Annotated in this window: 19 protein-coding genes; 1 reads left to right on the forward strand and 18 read right to left on the reverse strand. The window is 38.0% G+C overall.

Annotation, left to right across the window (positions count from 1 at the left end; all coding sequences use genetic code 11):
• Positions 1–10: 10 nt before the first annotated feature.
• The 15 genes from E6H07_03030 to E6H07_03100 all read right to left on the reverse strand — a co-directional run bounded on the left by E6H07_03030 (position 11) and on the right by E6H07_03100 (position 23,679).
• On the reverse strand, positions 11–3,892 hold the full coding sequence (locus E6H07_03030) for a hypothetical protein (GenBank protein ID TMI64906.1): 3,882 nt from the start codon (positions 3,890–3,892) through the stop codon (positions 11–13).
• A gap of 59 nt (positions 3,893–3,951) precedes the next feature.
• Positions 3,952–5,325, reverse strand: coding sequence for an ATP-binding protein (locus tag E6H07_03035; GenBank protein ID TMI64907.1), 1,374 nt, complete (start codon positions 5,323–5,325; stop codon positions 3,952–3,954).
• Positions 5,319–6,848 (reverse strand): hypothetical protein, encoded by a 1,530-nt coding sequence (locus E6H07_03040; protein TMI64908.1) that lies wholly within the window; start codon positions 6,846–6,848, stop codon positions 5,319–5,321. The genes E6H07_03035 and E6H07_03040 overlap by 7 nt, the downstream gene beginning before the upstream one ends.
• Before the next feature lie 35 nt (positions 6,849–6,883).
• The gene (locus E6H07_03045) at positions 6,884–9,967 is read right to left on the reverse strand and encodes a hypothetical protein (GenBank protein TMI64909.1); all 3,084 of its coding nucleotides are present in this window, start codon (positions 9,965–9,967) and stop codon (positions 6,884–6,886) included.
• Positions 9,968–9,971: 4 nt separating this feature from the next.
• Entirely contained in the window at positions 9,972–12,584 is a 2,613-nt protein-coding gene (locus tag E6H07_03050; protein ID TMI64910.1) for a hypothetical protein, read from the reverse strand.
• 9 nt (positions 12,585–12,593) lie between these two features.
• The gene (locus tag E6H07_03055; GenBank protein TMI64911.1) at positions 12,594–15,788 is read right to left on the reverse strand and encodes a hypothetical protein; all 3,195 of its coding nucleotides are present in this window, start codon (positions 15,786–15,788) and stop codon (positions 12,594–12,596) included.
• Entirely contained in the window at positions 15,785–16,213 is a 429-nt protein-coding gene (locus tag E6H07_03060; GenBank protein TMI64912.1) for a GPW/gp25 family protein, read from the reverse strand. The genes E6H07_03055 and E6H07_03060 overlap by 4 nt, the downstream gene beginning before the upstream one ends.
• A gap of 37 nt (positions 16,214–16,250) precedes the next feature.
• Positions 16,251–16,529, reverse strand: coding sequence for a PaaR repeat-containing protein (locus E6H07_03065; protein TMI64913.1), 279 nt, complete (start codon positions 16,527–16,529; stop codon positions 16,251–16,253).
• A gap of 13 nt (positions 16,530–16,542) precedes the next feature.
• The gene (vgrG, locus tag E6H07_03070) at positions 16,543–18,294 is read right to left on the reverse strand and encodes a type VI secretion system tip protein VgrG (GenBank protein ID TMI64914.1); all 1,752 of its coding nucleotides are present in this window, start codon (positions 18,292–18,294) and stop codon (positions 16,543–16,545) included.
• Positions 18,287–19,030 (reverse strand): hypothetical protein, encoded by a 744-nt coding sequence (locus E6H07_03075; protein TMI64915.1) that lies wholly within the window; start codon positions 19,028–19,030, stop codon positions 18,287–18,289. Before E6H07_03075 ends, vgrG begins: the two co-directional genes overlap by 8 nt.
• A 165-nt stretch (positions 19,031–19,195) precedes the next feature.
• Entirely contained in the window at positions 19,196–19,702 is a 507-nt protein-coding gene (locus E6H07_03080) for a phage tail protein (protein ID TMI64916.1), read from the reverse strand.
• A 113-nt stretch (positions 19,703–19,815) separates the two neighbouring features.
• A complete protein-coding gene (locus E6H07_03085) occupies positions 19,816–20,247 on the reverse strand; it encodes a phage tail protein (GenBank protein ID TMI64917.1) in 432 nt (143 codons plus the stop codon).
• A gap of 68 nt (positions 20,248–20,315) precedes the next feature.
• Positions 20,316–21,905 carry a phage tail sheath family protein gene (locus E6H07_03090; GenBank protein ID TMI64918.1) on the reverse strand — a complete coding sequence of 530 codons (1,590 nt, stop codon included), beginning with the start codon at positions 21,903–21,905 and terminating at the stop codon, positions 20,316–20,318.
• Positions 21,906–21,940: 35 nt separating this feature from the next.
• Positions 21,941–23,014: a hypothetical protein gene (locus tag E6H07_03095; GenBank protein ID TMI64919.1), complete on the reverse strand. Its 1,074-nt coding sequence runs from the start codon at positions 23,012–23,014 to the stop codon at positions 21,941–21,943.
• Between the two features lie 56 nt (positions 23,015–23,070).
• Entirely contained in the window at positions 23,071–23,679 is a 609-nt protein-coding gene (locus E6H07_03100) for a DUF4255 domain-containing protein (protein ID TMI64920.1), read from the reverse strand.
• Positions 23,680–23,827: 148 nt separating this feature from the next.
• Here E6H07_03100 and E6H07_03105 point away from each other — a divergent pair, with 148 nt between their 5' ends.
• Entirely contained in the window at positions 23,828–24,262 is a 435-nt protein-coding gene (locus E6H07_03105) for a hypothetical protein (GenBank protein ID TMI64921.1), read from the forward strand.
• 2 nt (positions 24,263–24,264) lie between these two features.
• Here the strand turns inward: E6H07_03105 and E6H07_03110 are convergent, their stop codons facing one another.
• The 3 genes from E6H07_03110 to E6H07_03120 all read right to left on the reverse strand — a co-directional run bounded on the left by E6H07_03110 (position 24,265) and on the right by E6H07_03120 (position 26,576).
• Positions 24,265–25,425: a lycopene cyclase gene (locus E6H07_03110; GenBank protein TMI64922.1), complete on the reverse strand. Its 1,161-nt coding sequence runs from the start codon at positions 25,423–25,425 to the stop codon at positions 24,265–24,267.
• Positions 25,426–25,496: 71 nt separating this feature from the next.
• Positions 25,497–26,018 (reverse strand): beta-carotene hydroxylase, encoded by a 522-nt coding sequence (locus tag E6H07_03115; protein ID TMI66453.1) that lies wholly within the window; start codon positions 26,016–26,018, stop codon positions 25,497–25,499.
• An 18-nt stretch (positions 26,019–26,036) separates the two neighbouring features.
• Positions 26,037–26,576 (reverse strand): isopentenyl-diphosphate Delta-isomerase, encoded by a 540-nt coding sequence (locus E6H07_03120; GenBank protein TMI64923.1) that lies wholly within the window; start codon positions 26,574–26,576, stop codon positions 26,037–26,039.

Here is a 26,576-nt window from a genome sequence, read left to right on the forward strand (position 1 = left end):
ACAATGAATTTTATAGAACTTTACCTGTTGATAGAGAAATTACGTATATCTGATCAAGTATATCATCAATTTTTGAAATTAGTCTTGGATCTCCTGAAGCCTTAACAGCTGATTCAGCAATTCTTAATAAGTCATCGACATTCTTAATCCCTTGCCCGAATATTCTGTCATTGAATAGCCATCTAAAGTCTCCCGAAATCTGAAGATCTTTTAACATCTGCTGTAGGAAGGTTTGTGGCCTGAATGCTTCCCAATTTTTAAATTCAAATCTTACTCCGTCAACTACTGCATCAATAACCCTTGCTCCAGAGCCCGTGGCTACTCTATATTCAAGTCTTTGTAAAGAAGATAACATAGATGGATTATTCTCAAAAAAATTCAATACAAAATCTGCTCCTCTGAATTTATTTCCTCCTTTACCTAAGTCGTCAATTAATGTGTCCAGACCGGGAATTTTTCTCTCTGAAAGATTTTCAAGTGTTTTAAGGGCACTCCTTAATCGTTTAGGACCTACATTTCTTAACCCGTTAATTAGAGCCGGACCGTTTTTGGATAATCCAGATTTGGTTGCTAATTCAAAAAGTTCTTTACCTAATGCAGGATCATTTGTTAGTTCTTTTACCAATCCTGAGGGATCTTTTCTGGCTCCCACGACCAATCCATCATCCATCATTGTTCCTACTTTTCCCTTTCCAGCTTTGAATTCAACTTTGCCAGTAGCTAATAACACCCATGGATTTATATATCCTTCTAAAGCAAATCGACCACCTTCAAACCTGATCCTAATTTTTTTAAACCGTACATGTTCCAAAATTTTATTAGCCAGGTGTTCCAGATTTTTTGCGACTTTGCCTAATCCTTTTCCAACGATTCCCTTGAATAAAACTTTTCCTTTTTCTATTAAAAACTTAGCTCCCCTGATAATTGCTTTTCCAACCTGCTTACCTACGCTGATCGCTCCTTTCACGACAGTTTTTGCTACTTTGCCAGCTACTTTAAGCACACCAAATCCGAGGTACATTGCTAATTCGATCAGAGCGGCTCCCAATCCTCTGCTCAATGCTTTCGTTCCGCCTTTAATATATCCATTCCAGGATTTATCAAGAAAATCGACAACATAACCCCCGAATTGTGCAATAGCAATGCCTGCAAAAACATACTCAAGTATGGGGATAATGACCGGCAACGCTGCAGTGATTGCTCCACCTGTAAAAATTTCCGCAGCTATAAAAGCTGCAATAGCTGCAACTACTCCGCCTACAACATATAGCCAATTATCACTCCACCATTTTGTTAATCCTTTTTTCATCATACCCCACTTGATCTCTGCTCTTTGCATACTTGTTAGTCCATCATCTCTTTTTTCTGCAGAAGTTGTTGATGCTGCGCCACTACTACTTGCGTCTTCCATTACTGAACTCATAGTTCGGGTTGGGTCATTAGCTTCATTTCCGATCTCTTGTTCGGTCGTTCCACTTTGTACCATTGCAGCAATCTGTAGTTGTATTTCAGGTGAAACCTCTTCGGATGATATGCCATCCACACCAACATTTGCGGGTGTCCAAGGTGCTTGAGGAAGACCTGCATCACCTGCTCCCTCAGGCAACAATCCCATATCCGCTGCTACAGCCAGTTCTTTAGGATCCAACGGCTTATCAAGATCTACTCCCAATAATTCTTCTATACCACCTTGTTTTATTGTATCAAAACTTACTCCACCTATCGCATCAACTATATGACCAAAGCGTTTAAACAACTCCATCAAATCTCCCGATATAAGCATACTTATAACTGTCAATAATCCATTGACTAAGCTTTGCATAAGCCCGTAAAGTTTATCAATTACTTCTGCCAGGAAATCTATAATTGCAGAAACTATTTTTATAAAAACATCAAATGCTTTATTCACCGCACTCACAGCTGTATTCACAGCGCCGTCAATTTTACTCTTTACCTTATCCCTGATCTCTGGGAATGCGGCAAGTGCTATATCTACTATTCCCTTTAAAATTTCTCCGAATGCTTTGATCAAACCCACGATCAGTTTGCGCACTGTATTCAGAACAAATGTTACCAGTTTTTTGAATTTGTCAAATACCCATTTGATCGCTGCTCTTAATTTCTTAACTATAAAATTGAATGCACTCTTTAGCGCATCAACTAATGCAGCAGCTTTTCTCCTGACCCATCCAAAAAAACCACCGCTATCTTTTTTCTTTTTTTCCTTTTCCTTTTTTGCTTCTTCTTCAGCATCTTTTTTCTTCTGTATGGCTTCAGCTGCCGCATCTTTGTGATGCTGTTTAATATCCTTGTTTCCTTTATCTACCTCTACTTTTACTTTAGACTTTTGTGTTTCCGATGCTCCTTTGGCTTCTTTTTGAAAACTTGCTTCAGCACCATCGAGTTGTTTTTTCCATTCAAGTCTTTCACCATTCACAGTATCTACTGCTTCATTGTTTGCATCAAACTGCGATTGCTTTGATTTTGAAGACTCGCTTTCTATTTTAGTCTCAGCTTTTAAATACTCTGCGTCAGATTGTTCTTTGTATTGAGAATCTCCTGTATCATATAAGGCTCTCTGTTCTCCGATCTGTTTATCTACCTGTGGCGTTAAAGCAAGATCAAGTTCACGGGTGCCATTATCTGTTACAAGTGGTAATCCTTTTTGTTTCTGAGATTTTAATGATTTAAACTTATGTTTAGTTTTAATTTTGCCGCTACCCGGTTGAGGAATGATATCGTTTTCACCAAAGTCATTGTTAATTTCCTTTGCTGCTTCATCTTTTTTAGTAGTTACATCTAGCGATTGAGCAGCATGCTCACGGCCTATGTTTCCTGAATCTGCATCTCCTGTTTCATCGATATGTTCTACAGGTCCCATATCATCAGGTACATCAGATGTGTCAATTAAGACATTGTGCAACTGATTTTGTGCGGCTTGAGCCATTACTTGTTCACTTGCTGTATTTTCATCGGGTAAAAGTGAAAGTGTATTTAGATTGTATTGATAGGGTTGCGGAACAACTACATCCTCGGCAATAACTGTATTGCCCCCATCATCACCAATTTTGTATTTTACCGATGCAGCACTTTTTACAGCAATATGTTTTTTCTTTAGCCCTTTTATATTACCGCCATAAATACTTCCTTCTTTTTCCGGTACTTCAGGCATTTTTTCTTTTGCCTCCTGCTTCTGTTTTTCCAGGTTACTTTCCATTACCATTTTCGCCTGCAGAAATGTAGGCCCCAATTTACTCGCCGGGGTTTGTTGTAATGATTGTAAAACAGATGATGTATCTGATGCCGGCCCAAATGCGGAAGCGACGCCAGGTTGCATTGAAGCCTTACCTGCTATACCTGGTTTTTTAATTGTAGTTTCTTTAGGTTTTATACTTGTTGATTGTCCCGATTGTTTTGGAATTGGAGGCTCTTTTGTTTCTACATCTTGAGAATCTTCATTTTTGTCCTTTGTAATTTTATGATCAGGGACAACAGTATCATCTGATTCGTTTGGGTTTACATTCTGAGTTTGGGGTTTATCGTTTTTGTCGTTTGTATCAAGTTTCAATTTGGGTTTTTCAGTTTCCTTCTTCATCCCTGAATCTCCTTCCCCCTCATGATCCAAATATGGAGAAGCATCATTATTTTCCGTGGTGTAATGTTTAATGAATGTTTTTCCATCGCCGATTTTTGGGGGCAGTTTGGGATCCTTTTTATTCTGTTCTAAAGGTGAGAGAGGCTTACCAGTATTTTTTTTTGGCTCAGCTTTTTCTGCTTCTTTACTTTTTTTTGAAACTTCGGGTTTTTTATAAACCACTTTCAAACCGGGTGCAGGTTTAACGGTACTTTTATTCAAAGTATTTTTCGGTGTATGTAGAAGCGCTTTTGCCACAAATATTCAATGAATTTTATTTTGAAATACCCGGTAAATTCCTGTTCCTATCAATGAGGTTATACAGAACGTCCATCTTTGATATATTCCTTTCTTATTCCTTCCCACAAATCGTTTTTACGGATAGTAGTATCACCACGATCCAATGCCATGAGTGATGCATGTTGCACAACATTGATGATAGAGCCGCCGGCCAATTCAAATTTTTCTGCGATAAGATCAAGGTTTATGTCCTCACTAAAGACAGTTTTTGTACTGAATGAGTTCTGCCATAATTGAAGCCGCTCTTTATGTCTCGGCATAGGAAAATGAATGATGGATTGCAAACGACGCCCAAATGCTTCATCAACATTGTTACGCATATTTGATGAAAGAATTACAAGGCCATTATAATCCTCAAGTCGTTGAAGGAGATAGGCTATTTCCTGGTTGGCATATTTATCATGCGCATCAGATATAGAAGTACGTTTACCAAACAATGCATCGGCTTCATCAAAAAATAATATCCAGTTTTTGTCTTCGGCTTTTGCAAAAACTTTCTCCAGGTTTTTTTCTGTTTCCCCTATGTATTTTGAAACAACCATCGATAAATCCACACGATACACATCAAGATTTGCAAGCTTACCCAACAACCCTGCTGTTAATGTTTTGCCTGTTCCTGGTGGTCCATAAAACAATGCTTTATATCCCGGTTTTATCCGTTTACTAAGACCCCATCCATTGTGTAAATGGTGGCCATGCTGCAGCCATATTTTTATTTCATTCAATTGCTGACGGGTGTAGTTATCCAATACCAAGTCTTCCCACTCCATAGCAGCAACAATCTTCCTCGCCGGGAATTCCATGCTGAACAAGGGTTTTCTGACTTTACCTGTGGTGAATAGATCGATGTATTCTTCATTTAGTAATAGCTGACCATACAGATAGGGGTCATGGTTACTTACTGATGCTAGTGAGAGAATATTATGTTCCTTAAAAACGTGTTCAGCACCGAATAATTGAATACAATCAAAACGGTTCAGCAAATCATTCCCTGCCAATAAAAACAAGGCTGTTTCGGCAGAAGGCAAAGTAGCAGTAGTTGAGCTACTTTTAGTAAAACATGTTTCAGCAGTTAGATCAATATCCTTCGCTGCGTTTTTAAAAATATTTCCCAACAAATGAGGTGCAATATGAGGCAACAGTGATAATATTAATACCAATCTTTCACGACTACCTAATTGATAAAAACGTGCAAACTCTGCATACACTGAATCATGAGTGGATAGGTCTGGCGGAGTTAACTCATAAATATCGCTTACTTCACATGGTTGGCCTGTATAGAGATTTATCCTGGCTTCAGCTATTTTCGTAAACCAATCAATCTCATTCAACAATGCCTCTGCATTGCTCAATGAAGATGATTTTGCTTTTATAGTATCAGTTATTACCATTCTACATATATTAAATGATCCATCCATGGCAAGCGAACAATACCCATACCCCAGGGTAGTCTGTCAATAAGAATATCTGTAGTCATTCTTTCAACCTGTAACAAATAATTGTTATTATTAAAACTCAGTTTTGCTTTTCGTAAAAAAAATGTTTCCTGGATTGCTTCTTTGCCGGCACCTTTCAAAGCTTCCCAGTATTGGATCACTGTTTCAAGCAAATGATCACTTTCTTTCCGCTCCATATCCGTTAGCTGTAAATTGATAGGTAGGTTATCTTCAGGTTTAAGGCCACAAATTGTTTTATTAAATGCCAGTAAATGTTCGTCATAAGTTTCTTTGCCTGTACACAGATAATTTAAAATGATTACAGCCCGTTGCCTGCATTCGTCCGATAAAAAAATATTCTCCTCATCTAAAAGATTTAATTCTTTAAACAAAGGAGCAAGGAAAGGATGCAGAATAATAATGCCGGCATTTTCAATATAAACTCCTTCTTCTTCTGCAAAGAGTTCGCTGACTTCATTTTTCTTTTTGCTGTTCTCTTTGGAATTCTTTTCAGCCTTACCTGTTAACGTAACCCCCTCTTCATTTTTATCCAGATTTTGGCTGACAGAAGCTATGTTTTGAAGTACTGTCTTTATTTCAGGTGGCAATTGATCTATATGCTGTTTCAATTGTTTTTCGTTACTGCTGTTAATTTGTGACTGCTGGTCTGAGATCTCAGCACCGGCCACTATGTTGCTTTCTTTTTTCAGTATCAGTATAAATTCTTTTAACTCTATCCCCTTATCAGTTATAAAATGATCAAAAACATACTGAATAAACAGATCATAATACTTTACAGAAGATAGTTGGAAGAAGTTGGTCAATGATTGAATTACACCAGCATCTGATAATAATATCAAATTTCGAATTGCCCCTGCATCATTTTGCAAGGAGATAAAAGCAGTATCCAGTTTTGAATGGATCGTCTCATTCGTATTTTGTATAAACCGGGTAAGTATTACTTTTCTTTTTTCTATAGAAACTGATTTTAGCAGAGAAACAATTTTTACTACAAACGTTTCTGTTTCTGCTACAGTCATTGATTCAGTTATAGTTATAGGTTTTTTACCCGTGTCGGCATACCACCACGGAAAAACTCCTTTCTCAAGAAAATACAATAGCGCAGTACCATCATCAGTTTGCCTTATTGGCGAGGTTGTACTTGAAATATTTTCATCTTTTTTTACTTCAGAAAAAATATTATACCGCACATTTTCTTCTTTAATAAATTTTATTAGCCCTTCTTTTAATTTTTCCGGAAGTAAAGCAGGCAACTCCTGCATTGAACATTTACCCAGGTCCAGTTTAATTTTCCCGATATATACATCATTATCTATTCCGCCAAATATTGATTCATATACAGGAATCAAATCATACTGCAACTGATCGTTTATCAGCTTGCGAACCTGGTGAGCCTGTTGTTCATCCTCTACTTTTATTCGCAGTCTTTGTTTCCGTATAATAATATCTGCTGTCATTAATTGATTTTATATATGATCTATTTATAACTTCCTTAACGTATTATTCCTCCCCCTCCTCTTGGTGTAACCCCTATAGAAGTAGCGCCTAATTTGTTATTCACCTTTGTGAACTCAGCATCATGTGTATTTACTTTACCCTCTACATTTACAACCCGGTTAGTTACTACATTAATTGCATTTACCTGGTTGTTGAGTTTTTGATCAAGACTTGTTAGTACTGAACCAAATCCACCTACTTTATTTTCGCTTTCAACAACACGGTTTGTGATCAATGTCATTTTCGAGCCAATATCACTCACTTTAGCTTCATTGGTGTTTACTTTATTCTCAACACCGGTCACTTTACCGAACAGATCAGTTATCTTAGATTCCTGTGCTCCGGATTTTGATTCCACGCCTGTTAACCGGTTGTTTAAATCACCCACCCTGGTGCCATGAGTAGAAAGCTGGTTATTAAACTCGCCAAATTTTACATCATGCTCATTTACTTTTGAATTTACTGTATCAAATGCCGAGTTCAGTTTTGTAAGTTTCGTTTCATGGTCGTCAAAGCGACTGAACAAATCAGCGAACTTGCCATCGAAATCAAAACCAGGTGTTGTAGTCCCAGGTTGTGTTGAAACTGCACCAGGTACTGCAGCTTTTAATCCGGCAAACTTGACATCCACATTAGAGAATTTTGTTTCAATTCCATCAAACTTGATCGTGTTTGTAACGAGTTTCGTGTCAAACAAATCGATTTTATTTTCAAAAAATTTCACACGGTCATTTATTACACCAACCCTTTTATCAATTGCTTTAATATAAGTAGGTTCTATCTCTATGATGTTAGGATTAAACTTGACAGGTATTCTTGTAGGTGGTAATGGTTTAGGTTTAGGAGGATCTGGTACAATATCTTTATCGACACTTGCATAAGGCAACATAAAATCAGCAACAACCCTATCATCAGCAGCGGTATATACCAAAATAAATGTTCCTCCTGCTTTTACACCACCAGCATGTTCCATTCCGGGATTCAGTTTTAAAAAATTGCCAAGTATGAGCTCCTCCTTTTTCTTTGTTACTCTCTGATCAAGCAGGTCTGCAAGCAGGTCTGATTTACGAAGGATATCTGCATTAATTATAAAATCATGTGGTATAGATGTGTTTGAGAAACCGAATTCTTTTGTATTCTTTTTCAGTTCTGTTGCTGTGGTTACGACCTGCATCACATCAGTCCTGAATTTTTCAATTTCCTGTGGCTTACTTCTGGTTACTGGCTGGTTAGTAAGAAAAGTGCTTTTTGCTGTACTAAAATTTTTAATGGAATCACCAATCTGCACTTTTCTTTTTTTGAACCGTTCAGCATCTTCTACAATTACTGTTGTCCTTATTTTTTCATCCAGGTTTTCGCTGATACCGGCATTTACCAAATCCGCCTGTTCTATTTGGTCTACAAAAGACTGGCGAACAAAATGCTCATACGTATGAAGCTCCGGGAAATACCAGGGTTTTGTGGGTATCCTTTCAATTTCTTCTTCTATCTGAAGTGAGACAATATTGATTGGTAAATTATTCTCATCAATGATGCTATTCAATATCCCTTCTACTTCCTGGTATTTAAAACCAACATGTCCTTCCACACGGAAAAAAGAATAGGGCAAAAGATTTTGTTGCAGGAAATCTTTATTCAACCCATAGGCTGAAGAGAAAAAATATTTGATCCTGTTTTCCTTACGCCGGATATTATCTTCAAAATTCCAATAGGCATTTACAGGCAGGTTGGGATTGTATCTATAATAAAAAGGTATGGTGCGTTCGCCCAGTTTACAATCTTCTCCATAAGAAGGAATGATACGTATATCATTTACTTTTTTAATATCATTTACCGCTTCGGGTACATCAAAATTGCGGATCATTGTATCGATTCGTTTAAAACAAAAAATGATCCGTTCAGTCATTTCTTCTTTATTCTTAAGAATCGGTGATTCGTAAAATGAATGCCTGTTATCAGTATCTATATTTACCGGTTGGAATCGGCGGATAGACTCACCAGTTTCAAAACGGATCGTTTTACCCAGTTTGATCAAAAGGTTAGCAGGTATCCTTGCACCTGTAACAGAAGGCACTATTGTTTTCCGTACAGTTGCAGCTTTTACAGCACCCATGAGTACATGCTTGGGAAAAAGCTCCACTGGCGGACAACAAATAGAATCATCATTGAATAATGATTCACGCAATTCATTATATGCGCAACACAGATCTTTTAAATAATCATACACATATTCAATATAAACCGGGTCTTGATTTTTTATTTGCTGATCGAGTAATGACTTCCATGTTTCTACCGGGTTACTGCTGTTCAGCTCATCATCAACAATATTCTTGCATACTTCATATGCTTTTCCGAGTAAAGCAACGATCGATTCTTTTACATTCAAAGCGGAAGTAAAGGCACCTTTGATATCTTCATACTTCTTCATTGTTTTTCTGATCATGACCCGGGGCTGATCTATATCTTCCAATGAAAAATAATTTTTGTTTTGCTCAGGGATGCTGGTAAGCAATTCTGACAACTGGTCTTTATGTACAAGCAGTACTTTTAATTCCTTCACACATTCAATCCCTTTATTATCGCAATCCTGTCCAGTACAGAGATCAGCATCTTTATCATAATCTTCCAGGTAAAGCACACCCACAAAATCTTTAAGTGGGGAGCCGGCTTGTTGTGCAAACTCTGTCATCTTTTTTCCATCTGTTCTTTTATTGCTTGCATTGATAAGCTGGAACAATGGTATTTGCACATTCAGGTCTGAATGAAAATAATCATACTTCGAATTAATGTCTTCAAAGATTGTAAACCGGTCGAAACTCTGGTCTTCAGAAAAATGAAGCAGGTCACCGTCAGTAGTGATGGCGCTGCCCATTGACACAACTATCATATCCTGGTTAGAAAGACCGATCTCCAACCCACAAATGATACCTACGCCAATACCTCGTGTACGGGTAAGCCTGCTTTGGATATCGAGGTAGCGAAACAGATCATTCAACTGATCAGCCGTAAGCACCTGGTTGTCTTCAAACTCAGTATAACGTACATTATCTTTTATTTCTTTGGTTAATATGTTACCCATATGATTATGATTTTTGAGTTCCTAAAGAATTTTTATTAAGAATAAATAATTGTCGTGCTTCATCTTCTGCACAAGTTTGAAGACATGTTTCAGGATAAATACTTTTCAGTTTTGGAAGAATGTCGAGCAACCGTTTGAAAATTTTTCCATCTGGATCTTCTTTAGCTTTTGCTTTTACAGAGAACCAATCTTTATAAGCATCTTCCAATTCACTTAATTGCTCATTACTTAGCCAGCATATTTTTACAAGCAGGTGGGCCGGCATCTCTTCCCGCATTGTCCTTTCTATATAACCTCTGAATTCCATATCGAGAAACCGTTTTGCATAAGCCGGCATTATAATACTCACTCTAAAAGAATAGGGATCGGTTTCGCTGCATTCTTCGCAATTAGTATCAACGCATATTGGTAAAAAAGTTACCAATTCCCGATCAAAAAGAAGCAGGTGCTCGATCAGGAAGAATCCTTCGTCTGTCATATCGGTGAGGATCTGAACTAATTTTTTCCTATCTTTTTCCGCTTCCGCTTTTGTACCCTTTTCACCAACAGCAATTAATGTATTGAGCTTGTCTTTTACTTCGATTCGGAATTTGTTATCGACAAGGTCCTCCACAATTGTCATAGCCCCTGCTGTGAGGCACAAAGCATTTGCCACCTTCAGCTCTTCCTCTGCTCTTTCTTTTTCATTAAATTTTTCATCCGCCGACAATAATACTTTTGCCGCTTTTTTATCAATAATTTTAAATGAATACAATTTTGTGTTATCAGCTTGCACTTCTTCTATAATTTCGGAAACGGTATTCACAAGCGAACGACGACTTAAATTTTCAAATCCCAGCAGCCGTTGAATTCTTTTTTCAAAGCCGCTGATGTTTTCATCGGTATCCCAAAGCTTATCTGGTAATGTATAATTATATGCTAATGCCCGCTTGCTGCTATACTCCGGATAATTAGCTAAGAATGATTTTTTCAGTTCCAGTATTTTTTTATCACTTGCATCTGCAGGGAAATGACTGATATAAATATTGATGTACTCAAAAAAAGATTCAGCAAAGCGGCTGAGCAGGTGATCTAAAAAAACATTTCGACGTTTATAGAATTGTTTACTCTCTTTTTCTTCTGCTGCCAGTTGAATGGCCGCAACCGTATTCTTCCATGATTTACCTTCATCTACTACATTTCCATTTTTAATTTCAGTATAAGTATTGTAGAGATAAGTTGGGTCTTTAAAATCATTTACCAGTTGAGTAAAATAAGTTTGCTCTTCATTAGCAGTTGAAAAAAGGTTTTTTACTGATGATAACTGCGCAAGATAATTCGCCATCACCTGGTCAAAGAATAATAAATAAGCCTGCAATTGTTTGGCCTGCTTTTGTCTTGCTACTGTTGCCTCCGGCGGTAGACCCCAATGACTGATGCCATAGGTCTTTGGAAAATGATGTTGAATGGAATGATATTTTTCAGCGCCACGGTAAGTACCTGTTTCAAATTTCAAGTCTTCTGATTGCATATTCTCATTCTTGGCCAGGTAATCAGCCATCAGTTTATCATAAGCAGTTTTTATATTTTGCTTGTTCAATCTTACCGGCAAGCCATTTTTATACACTACAATATTTGATTGCAGTACATCTACTACTGGTTGCCGACCATCTGTTACGGGTATTACCCATTTATTGGCAAGTCCGATAGTTTGTGTCACATCATTAAACAGAATATCAGGAACTGTTGTTATTTCAGGTTGATTCAGCATGATCTGCATCAGGTCACTCAGGTGTATTTCGGTTTTTAACACAGATGCATTTAGTTCCTTTTCTTTAATAAATCCTTTGGTGATAAAAGGGCCTTCAAATATCTGGTCAGTGGTATAGTTCTCCTCCTTATCGTTCAGCATTTCCTGCAATGAATAAAATCTGACCATTGGAGTAAGATGCAGTTGAATATTGAAAAAGATATTCGCCATCACGGCAGTTGCATCAGCATCGGGTTTCATTTCAATATCACAGCACAGGCGAAACAATTGTTGGTCCACTTTTTTTATAGTACCAAAATCTTCGCAGAGGTTTCGATTCTGCTGCAACAAGATTTTTACTTCCTCAATAGTTTTATCCTGCTCTTCAACTGTTTTTACATCAATGTCAAATTCCAGCAAAACAGAATAAAAACCTCTTATTGCAACTGACACTGCTGTAGAGCCTGCGGGTGGTGCTGGTACTAGTTTTTTATTTGTAATATCAGCAGCAATAATTTTTGGTTTTGGAACCAGCCACACGTTTTTAACCTTCTCTACGTTGATCAGTAATTTTCTATAATCATTAATGGTTAAAGCATTGTTCGGAAAGATCTGTTTTGCGGTAAAAAATTCTTTTATGATCGAAGCAGGATCATCTCCTTCTTTTCGCATCAGGTCAGGGATATCATAGCGGCTCCGATAACTAAGATCAGTAATAGCATAACATAAAATTTCCAACGTGGTAATACCCGGATCATGAATGTTATGGTCGGTCCAGATAGCAGCGGCATTTTTTTTGATATGCTCAATACCTTGCCTTCTTAGCTCTCCATAATCTAAGGCTGTATCGGCAGGTTTAGTAGTTGATATGGTATACAGATCTTCCATTCTTTATGATTATTTTATTTCGTGCTGCGTATGTGAAACCAGCACTGATGCAGGCCCTGTTGCTTCCGCATAATTCTTACAAAGAGTAAAAGTCTTTCCCCCATCTGTGCTTTGCCATACTTGTAAGCTGGTGATATAATCAACATAGTCCAGGTCTTCTACCAGTTTTACAATTTGTGACTCGGTTACTTTACCGCCAAAATGAATTTGCGTAGCAGAGCCGCTAATCCAGGGTGATAAATAATTTTTAAGTACCTGGTCAAGTTCTTTTGAATAATAATTGAACTCATAACCAGTTTTCATTTTCACTTCCACTGTTATTTTCACCGGTTCATATGCAGGGTTTATTACATGATGTTCGGCCCATGCTGTAGAATGGCTTTTCAAAAAACTGGTCATATTGTCCAGTGTATTCTTGTCAACTCTTGGTTGAAAAGGATTCACAGCATTTTGGTTGGTAAGATCAGGTATAACCACCGTTAATGTATGACCTGCATCTGCAAAAGATTTATCAGAAGTATGTGGTATACATTTTATTTTATACACAGATGGAAAATGCTGTAACAGTAACCGTTCATAATCCCATACAGAAATTGATCTTTCTTTATGCCGCAGCCTTTCACTTACTCGGGTATAAAAAGAATTACTTTCCTCTTTCATTTGACCGCCAAAAGATGCATAAGGCTGAGTGACTGATTTGATAGCAGCATTCGGTTTTTGCAATTTTGAAATTGTGTTTGCAGGTAGGGGCTGTTTTAAATGCTGCGGGTCATTTTCATTATCGTCAAATATCATGATCGCTGCGTTCGATCTCACATCTACGAGGTTGCAAACTGCATTAGCATATTTTGGAATAGATAGTTTTAACCAAAGGAATCCATCAGGCATAATGGAATTGATCGTCGTGGCTTCACGGGGCATTACCAGTTTTACCACACCACTGGTGAGCAAGTCATTGGTTGTATCAAAAATAAAATTAGCAACCGTCAATTTTTTCCAGTAATTATCGCACAATACACTCCATATAATATCCACTTTAGGTAATTGCGGATCGGCGCTTCCTTCGGCACATTGAAAAAGCAGGCAAAGTGAGTCGTTGGCGGCAATGCCTGATAACCCAATATAAAAATTTCCTTCGCTTATATACTGTGGTAATAATCTGACTTTAGTGTCTTTTAAAAACCCTGTTTGACTGCGCAGGTAAGCATGTTCCCGCATTTGACCAAACGGTCCTGCATGATAAAACTCTATATCAGCGCCGGTATAATCACCAATTGATGTATCATTAAAAGCGACCTCACCGGTAGATGCATCATAATCCAAAGAGAGACGCTGCACTTCAGGTGCAAAGGGTTCATTGATCAGGCCATCAGTATTACCCGATTTACCCATTTGTAAAACCTGTTTGGTAAAAACTTCCCTGTATTGCTTAAATAAAAATCCCTGGTTAAGGGCAAGATGAATAAACCCCTCACGTAATACCGCATTAGCTTCATGAAAACGATCCATCCATCTTAACAGCATGACTTTTTGCGCAACGGTAATCCTTGTTGCAAATCCAATCATGTTTCCCAAACCCATAAACTGAGATGCTTTACTCATTATTTCTTGCCGGATAGTAAGTCCGCTTGAGCGGTAAATAAGTTTTGGTACTTCATGAAGCCAGGGTACTCCCTTTTGAACATGCTGTATTGGTTCCCCTTTTTTAAACTCAAGACCAACACTAAATCCATTCTGATCTTTTTTTGTCGCATTGTCCTTATCAAACAAGTGGCGCATATTATTTTTCTCTTTCCAGCCACTTGCATAAAAGGAAGAGCTAACGGTAAAGCTTTCGTTAGTGACATTTGCTTTATACCCTTTGTAATGATCGTTAAGATTAGCCCCAGGTATGTTTTTCCATTCAATATTTAAATTGAGTCTTGATAGTTGTTTTGAAAAAACCTCTTCGTTACCGACCCAAAAATTTGCGTCATTTTCCGGCATCGGGCCAAAAGGCATAAATGGTTTTTTTGCATTCAGGTTTCCGAAATCATTCTCGAGTTGCAGATTTGTCATTCCTTTTACTTCCACATTTATGCTACCGCTTACAAGGTTTATTTTTTTAAAATCATTATACCCGTTCTTATTATCATTATTCAATAGAATCCGGATCAACGGTTTTGTTGTTTCATAACCTGAACCATGCAGAGCAGGATCATAAGCTACAATTGCCGGATCTGTTGCCGCTAAAAAAACATCAAAGCTGACCTGCGTCCTTTTTAATGTTATTGAAGAAATAACCGGATCTGCTTTTACTGGATCTGTCCAGCCTTTTTCGCCTGTAAGACTTACAAGAAATAAATCATTAATACTATCGCCTTCTTTTACATTGGCAACTTCGCCGCTTAGTTTAAGGTTTACTATTATTGTCCTGTTACCCTCTTTCATTTGTAATACATCACTCGCCAGGCAAAAACCTATATTGGTCAATGGAAGTTCAGTATGTCCAAATGCATTCCATTTAGGATTCTTCTTATCCAGTTCAGCACCGAGCCCATCTGTTGAATTAGCAATTGAGGCAAAGTGCAGGTGGTTCTTGTTGAACGGATTTATCAACAACGATTTCATTTGCTCTACTTTACTGTTGTTTACAACAATATCATGACTCAGTTTGTAAAGCAATTCCTTTTTCAAACTATCTTTTCCTGCTGTGGCTTTTGTGTCGCTCATTTTCAGCAATACTGGTTCTGTATTCTTTTTTAACTCAAACACCAGGTGAGCTATATCGGGTACCGGTTCTTTTTTCTTTAAACCTAATACATCATGGTAATAAAAATCAAGATGTCTTTCTGTAATTGTATTTAGCAACCGATGCGGCTCATTGTACAGTTCAAGAAATGTAAAAAGCAAAGAAATATGCGGAGGGATAGATTTTGATTTTTTCAGTTCTTGCATTTTGTTCCAGAAAGCTTCAAAATTATCCTGGCCATAAAGCAAAAGCTCCTGCCAGTTGCCTTCATTACTGTTATGGTTAATTGGCTGCAGGCTGCTGTGATCAAAATATTTTATCCCCCCGGATATTTTTAAAAGATATTCAAGCAATTCTTTCATGGTGCGCCCATCGGCTGGTGCAGAAGATGGCGCCAATGTCGCAGGCATTCTTTGAGTTTGTGCCTGGCCATCACGATTCATTGCCATTATATTGTCAGTTGCGCCGCTCATGCTGTTTTGTTATGTGCTTCGTTCATATAAAAAGGATATACCAGGTTATGTCTTGTATTGGTGGTAATGATTGTATACTCAATAGCGATATCAACACGACCTTCAGTCAATAAAGCAGTATCCAGTTTTACTGCGAATAATCTTATTCTTGGTTCAAACAGATCAATAGCTCTTTTTACTGTCATTCTTAATTCTGTTGATGTAGTGGCATCCATTGCTTCAAATACAAACCGGTCGAGATTACATCCGTATAAAGGCTGTAGAAATCTTTCTCCTATTTCAGTAGCCAGTAAAATTTCCAGGCTCATTCTTATATCTTCTTCTTCCACTGTCATTACCAGTTCTTTTGATGCTTTTAAAAAAACCGGTGGAAAGCTCCAGCCTCTTCCTAAAAATGATTTGTCTGTATTTTGAATGATTGGCATTAGATATGTTCTTTCTTTAATTCCTATAAATATTTTTTTACCCGATCAACACCGTTGGTTCACCTACCGCTGCAGCAGCGCCACATATACAAACATCACTTGTACGCAAAGCCGGTTTACCGCCGAGTAAAACTGTCACACTCCCCATTGGAAAAATGCTAACCTGCGGATGAGGTGTGTTGGCAGGTATAGCACATATATGTGTATCTGTCGCAACGGCTGCCGGCATACCGCCAATTAAAACAGTCGGCATGCCCGGGCCTACTACTGTTCCGCCATGTGTTGTTACATCTGTTATACGTACTGCGCTGGGCATAATAAAAAATTTATCAATTTAGTTTTACCATTGCTCCTTTTAGTTCAAGTATAGCACTGCTTTCTATTTTAGTGCCAGCGTTTCCTTTTATTTCTGCGGTTGTATCTGCTTCCGCTTTTACCGATAGTGCCCCAATTTTAAAATCAGTTGCTGCTTTTATTTCAATTGCTGACTGACTGGTAATTTTTATACCGCTGTCATTCATTTCAATTTTGTTGTCGTTCATATCCTTCAGCACTATTCCTTTTTTATCATCACTGATGGTGATGGAATTACCACCTGGTGTTTCAAAAATGATTTCTTTTTTCTCGTCATCAAAAATCATCAGCATTTTTTCCCGTGATGTATATCCTTTTTTATGATTATCGTTTGAAGGTGTTAATGGTGCAGCCAATGCAGAACTGTTCAACATGCCGAGCACAACCGGCTGCCGGGGATCATCATATAAAAAACCAACTAGTACTTCATCATTTATTTCCGGCCTAAAAAACAATCCTCTTTCTTTACCTGCATCAGCCTGTGCTATGCGGGCCCATATACCATCATCATCCGGACTAATGAAAGGAATTTTTACTTTTACCCTGAACTCTCCTTCCGGATCTTCATTGTCCGTAACAACTCCAGTATGCAAACCGATGGTGCCGGGTAATAAACCACCAGCCTTAGGTGCCACCACTTGCGGTTCATTGATAAACCAATCCACACTATGCCCGAATTGTGCTTGTGTTTTCCATCCTTCGGTAGCGTTATAATCATGTCTTACTCCGCTCACAAATGCAGTTCCATTGAAACGATCTCCCAACCCATTTAACTCAAGTGTATCGCCAGCATTGATAGTAGCAATGCCATCAAACTTTACACGACCTCTTATTTTTGCCATCCTGCTTCTCAGCAATTGTGCATCAGCCCACATTTTTATTTCATCGCTTGCTAATGCGCCGCCATGTTGAAGTATAAATTCTTCCTGGCCATTTGCATCAGAAAGTGTAGGCCCATCTATATTACCAAAATCAGCTGCAGATGGTTCGCTTGCATCTTGCTCTGTTATTGCCTGCTCTGCCATGTCCCATGTTTTTGATTTAACAGCTTTGTATTGTATGCGACTATTCATTTCAGCATCCAGTTCAATGATGGTTGCGCCAAATAACAATGACAGTGATGCAGTGGCAGAAAGATCTGGAGCTTTGATAACTATTTTTTCTTCATTGGTTAAAACAATTTTTCCGGCAACTTCTGCACGGCTTATTGCAAAATCCCAATCTGTACAATTGTATTGCACCATTTCAGGATGTGATACATCAGCAGCTTCAATATCCAGATCGCCTGAGGCAAGTCCGCTTGCCTGCAATGCCTCCTGTATGATCGCATCATCTGTCATATCATGCCAGCAATTACTGCGACGTGTAATGGTTGCTTTTACCGCTTTATGTTTACACTCAATAATAAGTTGAGCGGCTCGGTTACTACGGATAGATAAGGATTGCTTTACAACAATACCTGTAAAAATCATTTCCTGGTTTTCAACATCACCGGCTGTAATTTCTATTTCAGCGCCGGGAGTAAACTGATCACCATCGCTGAGTGGAAATTCTCCCGTAGCCGCATCGCCATCTAGTAAAACAATTTTTGCATAAGCAATGCGATTAACCATTTTACTTACATGCACAGACAGTACATTTATTGTACGTGGAATTTCAGTACCGCCTGCTTTAATGCGGAATTCAGCTACTGATTGAACGGCAGGTATGATCCTTTCTTCAGACACTTTGTTTTTGTGTTTTTACTTTTTTATCAAAAGGTGGAAAAAATATTTTTGTTCCGGGTACGAGATTCCTGAAATCGTTTAGATTATTTGCCCTTGCCACTTCGAAATAATATTTATAATCTCCATAAATCTTATAGGCCATCGCTGGAAGCGTATCTCCTTCTTTTACGATCCGGACATGTGTAAGATCCGGTGATGCTGGCTGACCGCCGGATTCGCTTTCTTCATCAGGAACATATTGTTTGAAAGTAACATTGAGAATAGCACGAAGCGGAGTACCATCTTGGTTGAATAATTTATAGTTTACAGATACTGATGTCACACTTCCAAAGAAAACTTCAGGATCGAAACGTAAAAAATGCAGTTTACCCCAAATAACCTCAACATAACGGGGGCGATGAGAATCAGAATTATAACCACATACGGAATAAAACTCATTCAGCTTTTGTGCAACCGTCATATCTGAACCATCGGAGCCTTTTAATTTACCTGCAGCCTGCGTTCCGTCGAGATAAAACTTTAATGTAAGCTCAACAGGATTTGTGCCCAGGAAATTTCCTGTCGTTGTAGTTTTTCCGGCCGCTGGCTGATCATCAAATCTTGATGTATAGTTTATAGTAAGTTCATCAGGATTAATGAAAGCAGTAAACACTTTTGGTGAACCTGTACGGGAAATATTATCATACCCGTTGATCTTTATTCTTTTTAATTCTCCGCTATTTAAAAAATCAAACATCAGCGTTCATTTTTTTCTTTAAGAATTTCCATTACTTTTTCTACGCATTCACGGATGATCTCATCCTTATTTCCCGAAGGAGCAGGCGATGATGATGAAGTGGATGGCGAACCGACTTCAAGGTTCACCTCTATTTCGTTTATTACTATTGCCATAAAAATTATTTTAAAAACCCACCGATGCAGATACAGATATATTACCACTGAGCAGATCGCCTATGCCCACCTGCTGAAAATGCTGATAGGCAAGTTCAATGGTTTCAACAACTATTGTGCTTTGCTCAGCATCAAAATCAGATACACTCCATTTTACAGGATAGGCACCGTAAACCTGCCATACAGCTGTTGGCAGGTGCATATCATTCAATAAAGTGATGATTACATTGGCCGGTTCAAACTGAAATTTTTCAACCGCATTTCGTACCCAGTTTATCATTAATGAACCGGTGAACATTCCTCTTTTCAAAACCAGCTTACCATAATTGGGAACACCTGGGAACTGATGTTTGAAACGGTTTTCACCACCTTCGGCCACCCCTTCAGTAGTTATATCCACACTCAATCCGCTTACACTCTGAAAACGTAAGTCCTGCGGTGTTTGTGGAAATAATTCGATAACTACTGCAAAGTGGAAACCTACCGGGGGATATTTGAACATGTCTAGTAAACTCATAAAACGATTGTCATTTTATTTTCGCATCTTGATCATCAATTACAATACTGAATATTTGCCTGCGCCATTACACAGGTAATTGTGCATATCCGGATCATTTATCAAAATTTATCTTATCCGTTTTCGATAGACAACCCTTCATGTGCCAGGTCAAGTTGTTCGATTGCTACATCGCTTCCATCTGCTTTAAGGTCGGTGCTTTGTACTTTAATAGGAAATGCATTATGTACTTTCCATACCACCACCGGTTCATGTTTTTCATTCAGCAGGCTGATGGTAAGGTCGCGGCGGTCAACGGTATTCAGTGAGATCGTGTTGAGCCATTTATAAAATTCATTATCACCTTTAAAAGTTCCGCGTTTGAGTGAGATATTACTGTATTCTCTCATACCAGGCATTTTTATTTTGCTGAACTCAGGAGAGATTCCATCCCGGTATTCGATTACTTTATTTTCTATGTTCATTCCACTCACTTCCGAAAAACCGATATTAGTGCCGCCCCACTCTACACGGAAATGAAATTTTGGAATAGGATAATTTGCCATGATAATTTATTTTTTAATGTTGAATGATTTGATATGCTAAAACTCACTTGTATTTTAAAACTACTGTCTTATGACTCCTGCAGTTTGTGTGAAAATTTAAGTATGATAAATTCTGCCGGGCGAACAACGGCCATCCCGACTTCGATATTCATTCTGCCTTCCAGTATATCGAGTGCCGTCATGGTAACACCCAGGCCGACTTTAACAAAGAATGCATGTTCAGGTTTTGCTCCAGCTAATGCACCTGCACGCCATTGCTTCAATAAGAAATTTTCAATCATTGCTTTTACCCTGACCCAGGTATTGGCATCGTTGGGTTCAAACACTACCCATTCACTTCCTTTTTTTATTGACTCTTCTGCAAAATTGAAAAAGCGGCGAACAGGAACATAACGCCATTCATTATCATTGCCTGCCAGGGTACGAGAGCCCCAAATCAATAATCCTTTCCCCGTAAAATAACGGATAGCATTAATTGATTTACCAGATGTGGGATCCACATTCAGGTTCATTTGATCATTATGCGAAATTTTTACTGCTGCTGAGCTGACAGATGAAAGAGAAACATTTGCCGGTGCTTTCCAAACGCCACGGGCAGAGTCAACAGATGCATACTGACCTACTACGGCCCCGGATGGTGGTAATGTAATAGTTACTTTACTCAACTCGCCTTTTATGAGGTTATACAATTCTGTATTGGGTGCAATGACAGGTTTCGGTGGAGCAGGATTTGGTTGCGGGTTCTTCATCAGGTTCAAACCCTTTACAATATCAACATCCAGAGCATCCAAAGGAGTAGTAATATGTGAAAGCTTGATGTTTTCAATATCTGCGGCATCACCATCAGCGTTGTCGTCCGCATTGGTAAGTGTTTTACTTACTCCCGCTGTTACTTGTTGGTATATGACTGAAACATCGCTATCATCATACCTGAAATTGAGTGATGTATTTATATATGGGAAATAAGCAGCTCCGTATTTCAGTTTATCAATCACACTCTCCGTCATTTGGGCATTTCTGAAATCATTCATTGAATCGTTCACCACATTGGTTCCGCTCTTATCAGGTTTTACATCCATTACTGTAAACCTGTCCTGCAGGTCTGAGCATTGTTTTAATGCTTCCGCCAGTAATGTGCTGTATTTATCATTGTCCAGTGTTGTAGCATCGGGAAATACGAGCAGGGTGGGTTCGTCAAATTTTGCAATCTCAGCAAGGCCATCTGAAAGCTTGTCTTTATCAATATCTGCTTTTGCGGGTGCTGTTGCTTTGTTTTCATAAGTACCAACGGAAACAATATAGCAAGGCCCGCCCCCGTTAGCAAAAAACATTTGCAATGAATAATACATTTTGAATTTGCTCTGCTTCGTCTCATCACTTTCTGCTTTGATAGAACGGGATGTTACAGCCGTCCCATCCATCACATCGGTGATGGTAACTGTGATTGATCTTTCTTTCTGCGCTTTGCCGAATATGGTTTCATACTCAAGCAGCGAAGTGATACGTGTAGGTTTTTTCACCAGGTCAATTCCGTTGAATGAAGCTTTCTCTGTGTATCCGATAAAAGCAGGAATCGCCGTTTCCACTTCGGCAATGGATGGCGGAAAGGTGGGTATTTCTTTTACATACACCCCGGGGGTTTTAAAAACATCTGCCATAGTTTTAAGTTTAAAAGTTGATAGTATTATTGTTTTTAGATGGTTATGTAGATATCAGAAAAAAGTTTTCCATTTTCTTCTTTTAATATTACCAATGATGCATTAGGTAAATGACTGATGATCGGTTCATTGCTTGCCGCATCCACGAGTTGTATCCCGCTAACAGGTTTATCAGTAAATGGCAGCTGCGTTTTTGAAGCAATAACAAAGAGGCTCTCTGTACCACCGGGCACAGTTTCAAATTCTATCAAGGTGCCATTCTCTTTTTTAATTTCTATTGCTGTTACATTCTTATTAAATTTCTTTACCACATTATAACGCCACGTAGTTTGCCTGTTGGCAAAATGAATGGTATACTTTTTACCTTTTACCTGGAAATTGTCTGATACATTATCCTTTTCAAGGAATTGATAAGCTGCATTTAAGCTTTGCCTGTAAAAAATTTCAACAACACCAAATACATTCTGTGGATCGGCCGTGTTGGCTACATAAAATTTCTCCTCGGTTGCTGCCCCATTTTTTAATGCCGCTCTCCCGGTTGGCATCCCGGAAAGATCAAATGAGAATTGTTTGCGGCTGATATTCTCATTCTCATTTAAAACCTGCTGAAGAATTGCACCCGTATCAGTATATTCAATTTTTATACTTTTTTCAGGAACATCAGCATTCGCTGTAAATTGAAAACTGCCTTTTACAAATTGTATTAAATCTTTGTTGCCAGCTTTCTTTTCAGTTGTATCAGCTGCAAGATGAAGCGTATCGCCTTGCTTATTGTTCAAAAGGTTATTAAAATAAAATCGGTCTTTTTGATTTGCTTTTAGATCCAGCCTGGTAAATGTTTGAAATGTGCTGTTGTTCAGGGCGAGTAAAAAACTAAGTGCACAATTTTCAGGCAATGGGGAGTTTATAAAGTTTTTTCCATTCTTCTCTGTCACCTTTGCAAATACTTTGAACCTGCCGTGTGAAGCAATGAACCGCAGCCCATGTTGTTGAAGTATAGTCCTGCAAGTGGCAGAAGGAATTACTTTAATATCATCACAGCTTTTATTGCTATAATAATCGTGAAGAAATTCCACTTCAAAAATCAGTACATACTTTATCTGAATCATACCTTAGTTATACCACTTATGATTCAGAGCCGAAATTTAACCTTAAGAAACCGAAATCAATTATCCAGAATGCGGATATCTGTAATCGGTGGTGCTTCCATTTTGGGTTCGCTATCTGTGAAGGATATTGTTCTTATTTTATAAACTACGCTGGGCATATACTTTGCTCCAATGGCTGCCCACATATTATTTTGCTGCTCCAATGTAAGTGTATGCAGGTTTACAATTAGTTTCCCAATTTTCTGCCACGGCTTATCAGGTTCCACTTTATTGTTAAGTTGCGGAAAGTTGCTTTCTTCAAATACAGAGTACGACTGGAAAAAACTTACGATATAAGAGAGTAACCTTAAATCAGAAAGATAATTCTCTCCCATTGCTGAAAATAAAATATTTGCGTTCAAGTTCAATGGAGGATTCATAAACTGAACTTTATCATTTACCTTCTGAAAATAAGATTGTGAATCTGCTATACGATCTTCCTCAAGATTTACCAATGTCATTATAATTTTAAAGGATTCAGCCTGGTTGCCTACAGCAAATGATCCATCTGTTTTCATTAAGGAAGATGGTAAAACTGCAATCTCATTGCGAAACATAGCCGGCTCTTTCTTAACAATGTAAGTTTTGAGTTCTTCTGCCAGAAATTCTATGGCTGTTCGCAGCATGGTTAATTGTTTGTTCTTTATCCCATGAATAGCTTCATGGTTGCTAAAGGTAAGTGAGTAGATAGATGCGAACCAATACCACTTAAGTAGTATTTTTATTTTTCAACTAACAAGGTTTGATTACTTTTAGTTAACAAAAAATAATTCTATGCCAACTCCGACAAAACCTTCAACCTTCCTGTTATTTCCATGGGGTTTACTCTCTATTGTTATCATTCTTGTTTTGAATTTAACCTTGAACAATACATGGTTCAGCAATAACTGGAGCTGGATCGCTTTAGTACTTATTATTCCGGCAGCAATACTGGAAAATTTTAAAGTAGGCTATTCTACGATGCGTATCATGTTTATGAAAGTTGTATTCTCTTTACTTTCATTCTTATTAGCCGGAATGGCTTTTGGCTCAGCCATTACCGGGTATCATGTGGAAAAATTTCAAAAAATAAGTGGGGTGAAAACAATTGCATTACCCTGGTATGTAATGCTGGCATTGGGAGTTTTATTACTGATACAGGTAGCTCAGCTATTCAGTATGCTTAAAGCAGTAAAGAGAGAGTTTATGCAGTTGGACCCTGACCAGTAAAGTCAAAGCTGTTTTAGTGCAGCTTTTAGGAATGTCCAGGTTGGCAATGAAGAAATAATTTTATAATCTTCCGATAAAGAGCTTTCATTATCCATAAACCGTAGCAGATGCTGTAATTTATTTTTTTTAATGATCGGTGTAAAAATATTCCGGGCGGATAATTTTTTCCCAGCAAGAACTTCAAGCAGTACACTATCATAAAAATGAAACCGCCTTGAAAACACAGAAACTTCTGGTTGGCCTGTTTTAATTATTTGATGAACGATCGCTTTTGAATGTTTCTGTATAAACATAAATGTATAACCACTTGAAGCTTTTGTTTGTCCACCGGCTGTACCAATATTAATAATACAATGATCAATGCCCTGAAAACGATGATTGGTCATGGGTATAACGCCAAATTCTTCTTCAAGCAATGAATAGTCTTTAATTTTTAAATATTCGCTGATATAATTTTTTAATGCTTCATCGTATTGCGGAGGTTTCAGCAGTGTTTCAGTGAAAAGTGTATACTCAACCAGTGCCTTTGTTTCTGTAAAAGGCATTACGTATACGAAGGTCGTCCCGTCTTGTTGATCTACACGAAAGTCCATCATTGTAGCTTCGGATGGATTAAATGAAGGAACGGCAGTTTCAATTACGCATCCTTTAAAATGCTGAAGCAAATAATGTTCGTTTTTCTTTAATACTGGTTTTTCAAACAGAATGCTATTAAAAATATAATCAGCAGTTATCTTTTCATCATTTATAAAAAGCACAGCTTTACCATCTTCAGTCGTTACTCCTTTTACATTACCATAAACGATATCTATTTTCTTTTGATCATTGATAACAGCAAAACAGTGTTTGTAAAAATCTATGCCGCGAATCATTTTATACTGGTAGGGTTGAATGTCAAGCAATTTTGAAAATCCTATATCATGAAACCACATTTTATCCCACCGTTTGTAAACACAGTTTTCAAAAAGCCCGGCACTGGTTTCCCAAAAACACCAGGTACGATCATTTTTATTTTTTTCTTCTCTATCAACTAAAAGAATTCGTTTATCCGAAAATTTGCCTGAGTCAATCATATACATGAGTAATGAAAGCCCGGCACAACCAGCTCCACTGATAATATAATCATACCCCTGCCCCCTAAAGGGGAACTTAGATTCAGGCATCTTAATTTCTGATTTGAGAAAACTAAAAATATGGATACTTAAGTGAACAAACAGGAATTATCCGCTTCCCTTTAGGGGATGGGGGTTTCCACCTCAGGCGCATACTCTACTTTTTTATTGCCGGCCATTAATTTTTTATCATGCTTCACTTTATTCCAGTATTTTTTATGTACGTATAAAAATCCAAAACTTTCGCCTTCGTGTCTATCCAAATGTTTGTGATGCATTTTATGCGCCCAGCGGATTGCTCTCACATACGTATTGTTGCTGCGGCTAAACCATTTGAAGCGTTGATGAATAATTACATCATGCACCATGAAATAAGCGAAACCATATAACATAACTCCAAAACCAATAGACTGCATCCACCAAATTTTTTCGTAAGTGCCAAAATATATTAATAGAAAACTGGGTACTGCAAAAATGAAGGCGAATAAATCATTCTTTTCAAAAACACCCGGTCTTATCTGGTGGTGATCTTTGTGCAAGTACCAGAGAAATCCATGCATCACAAAACGATGTGTAAGCCAGGTGATGCCTTCCATGATCACAAAAGTTGCGAGTAACACAACTATATATAAACCGATTTCTATGAACACAAAATTAATTTATCAGGTTATTGTCTGCTTAAAATTTTTTATCCACCATTTTTCAATTTCCGGGTAAGCAATTTTAAACCAGGCCGTATATTTCTGAGGATGAGTCAGTAAAGATTGTTTTATTTCAGCCATGGATTTGTAACAATAATCATGTACTTCATCCTTATTAATTTCAGGTGCCAGGTTAAATTGCCCGGTAAAGACATGATCGAATTCATGCTCTGTCAATCCATTCTCAAACTCTGCTTTATAAATAAAATGAAATTGCTTTTCAAGTGGAATTGTAACCCCCAGTTCTTCAATTACACGTCGCATCGCTGCTAGCTTTGTATCTTCTCCCGGGTGCGGATGACTGCAACAGGCATTGCTCCACAAACCCGGACTGTGATATTTATCCAATGCTCTTTGCTGCAAAAGCATTTCACCATTTTCATTAAAAATAAAAACACTGAATGCCCGGTGAAGCAATGCTTTATGATGAGCTTCCATTTTTTCCATCACCCCTGTTTGCTCATCTTGCTCATTTACCAATATTACCTGTTGTAAATCCAT

It is taken from the genome of Bacteroidota bacterium (assembly GCA_005882315.1).
GTDB lineage: Bacteria > Bacteroidota > Bacteroidia > Chitinophagales > Chitinophagaceae > VBAR01.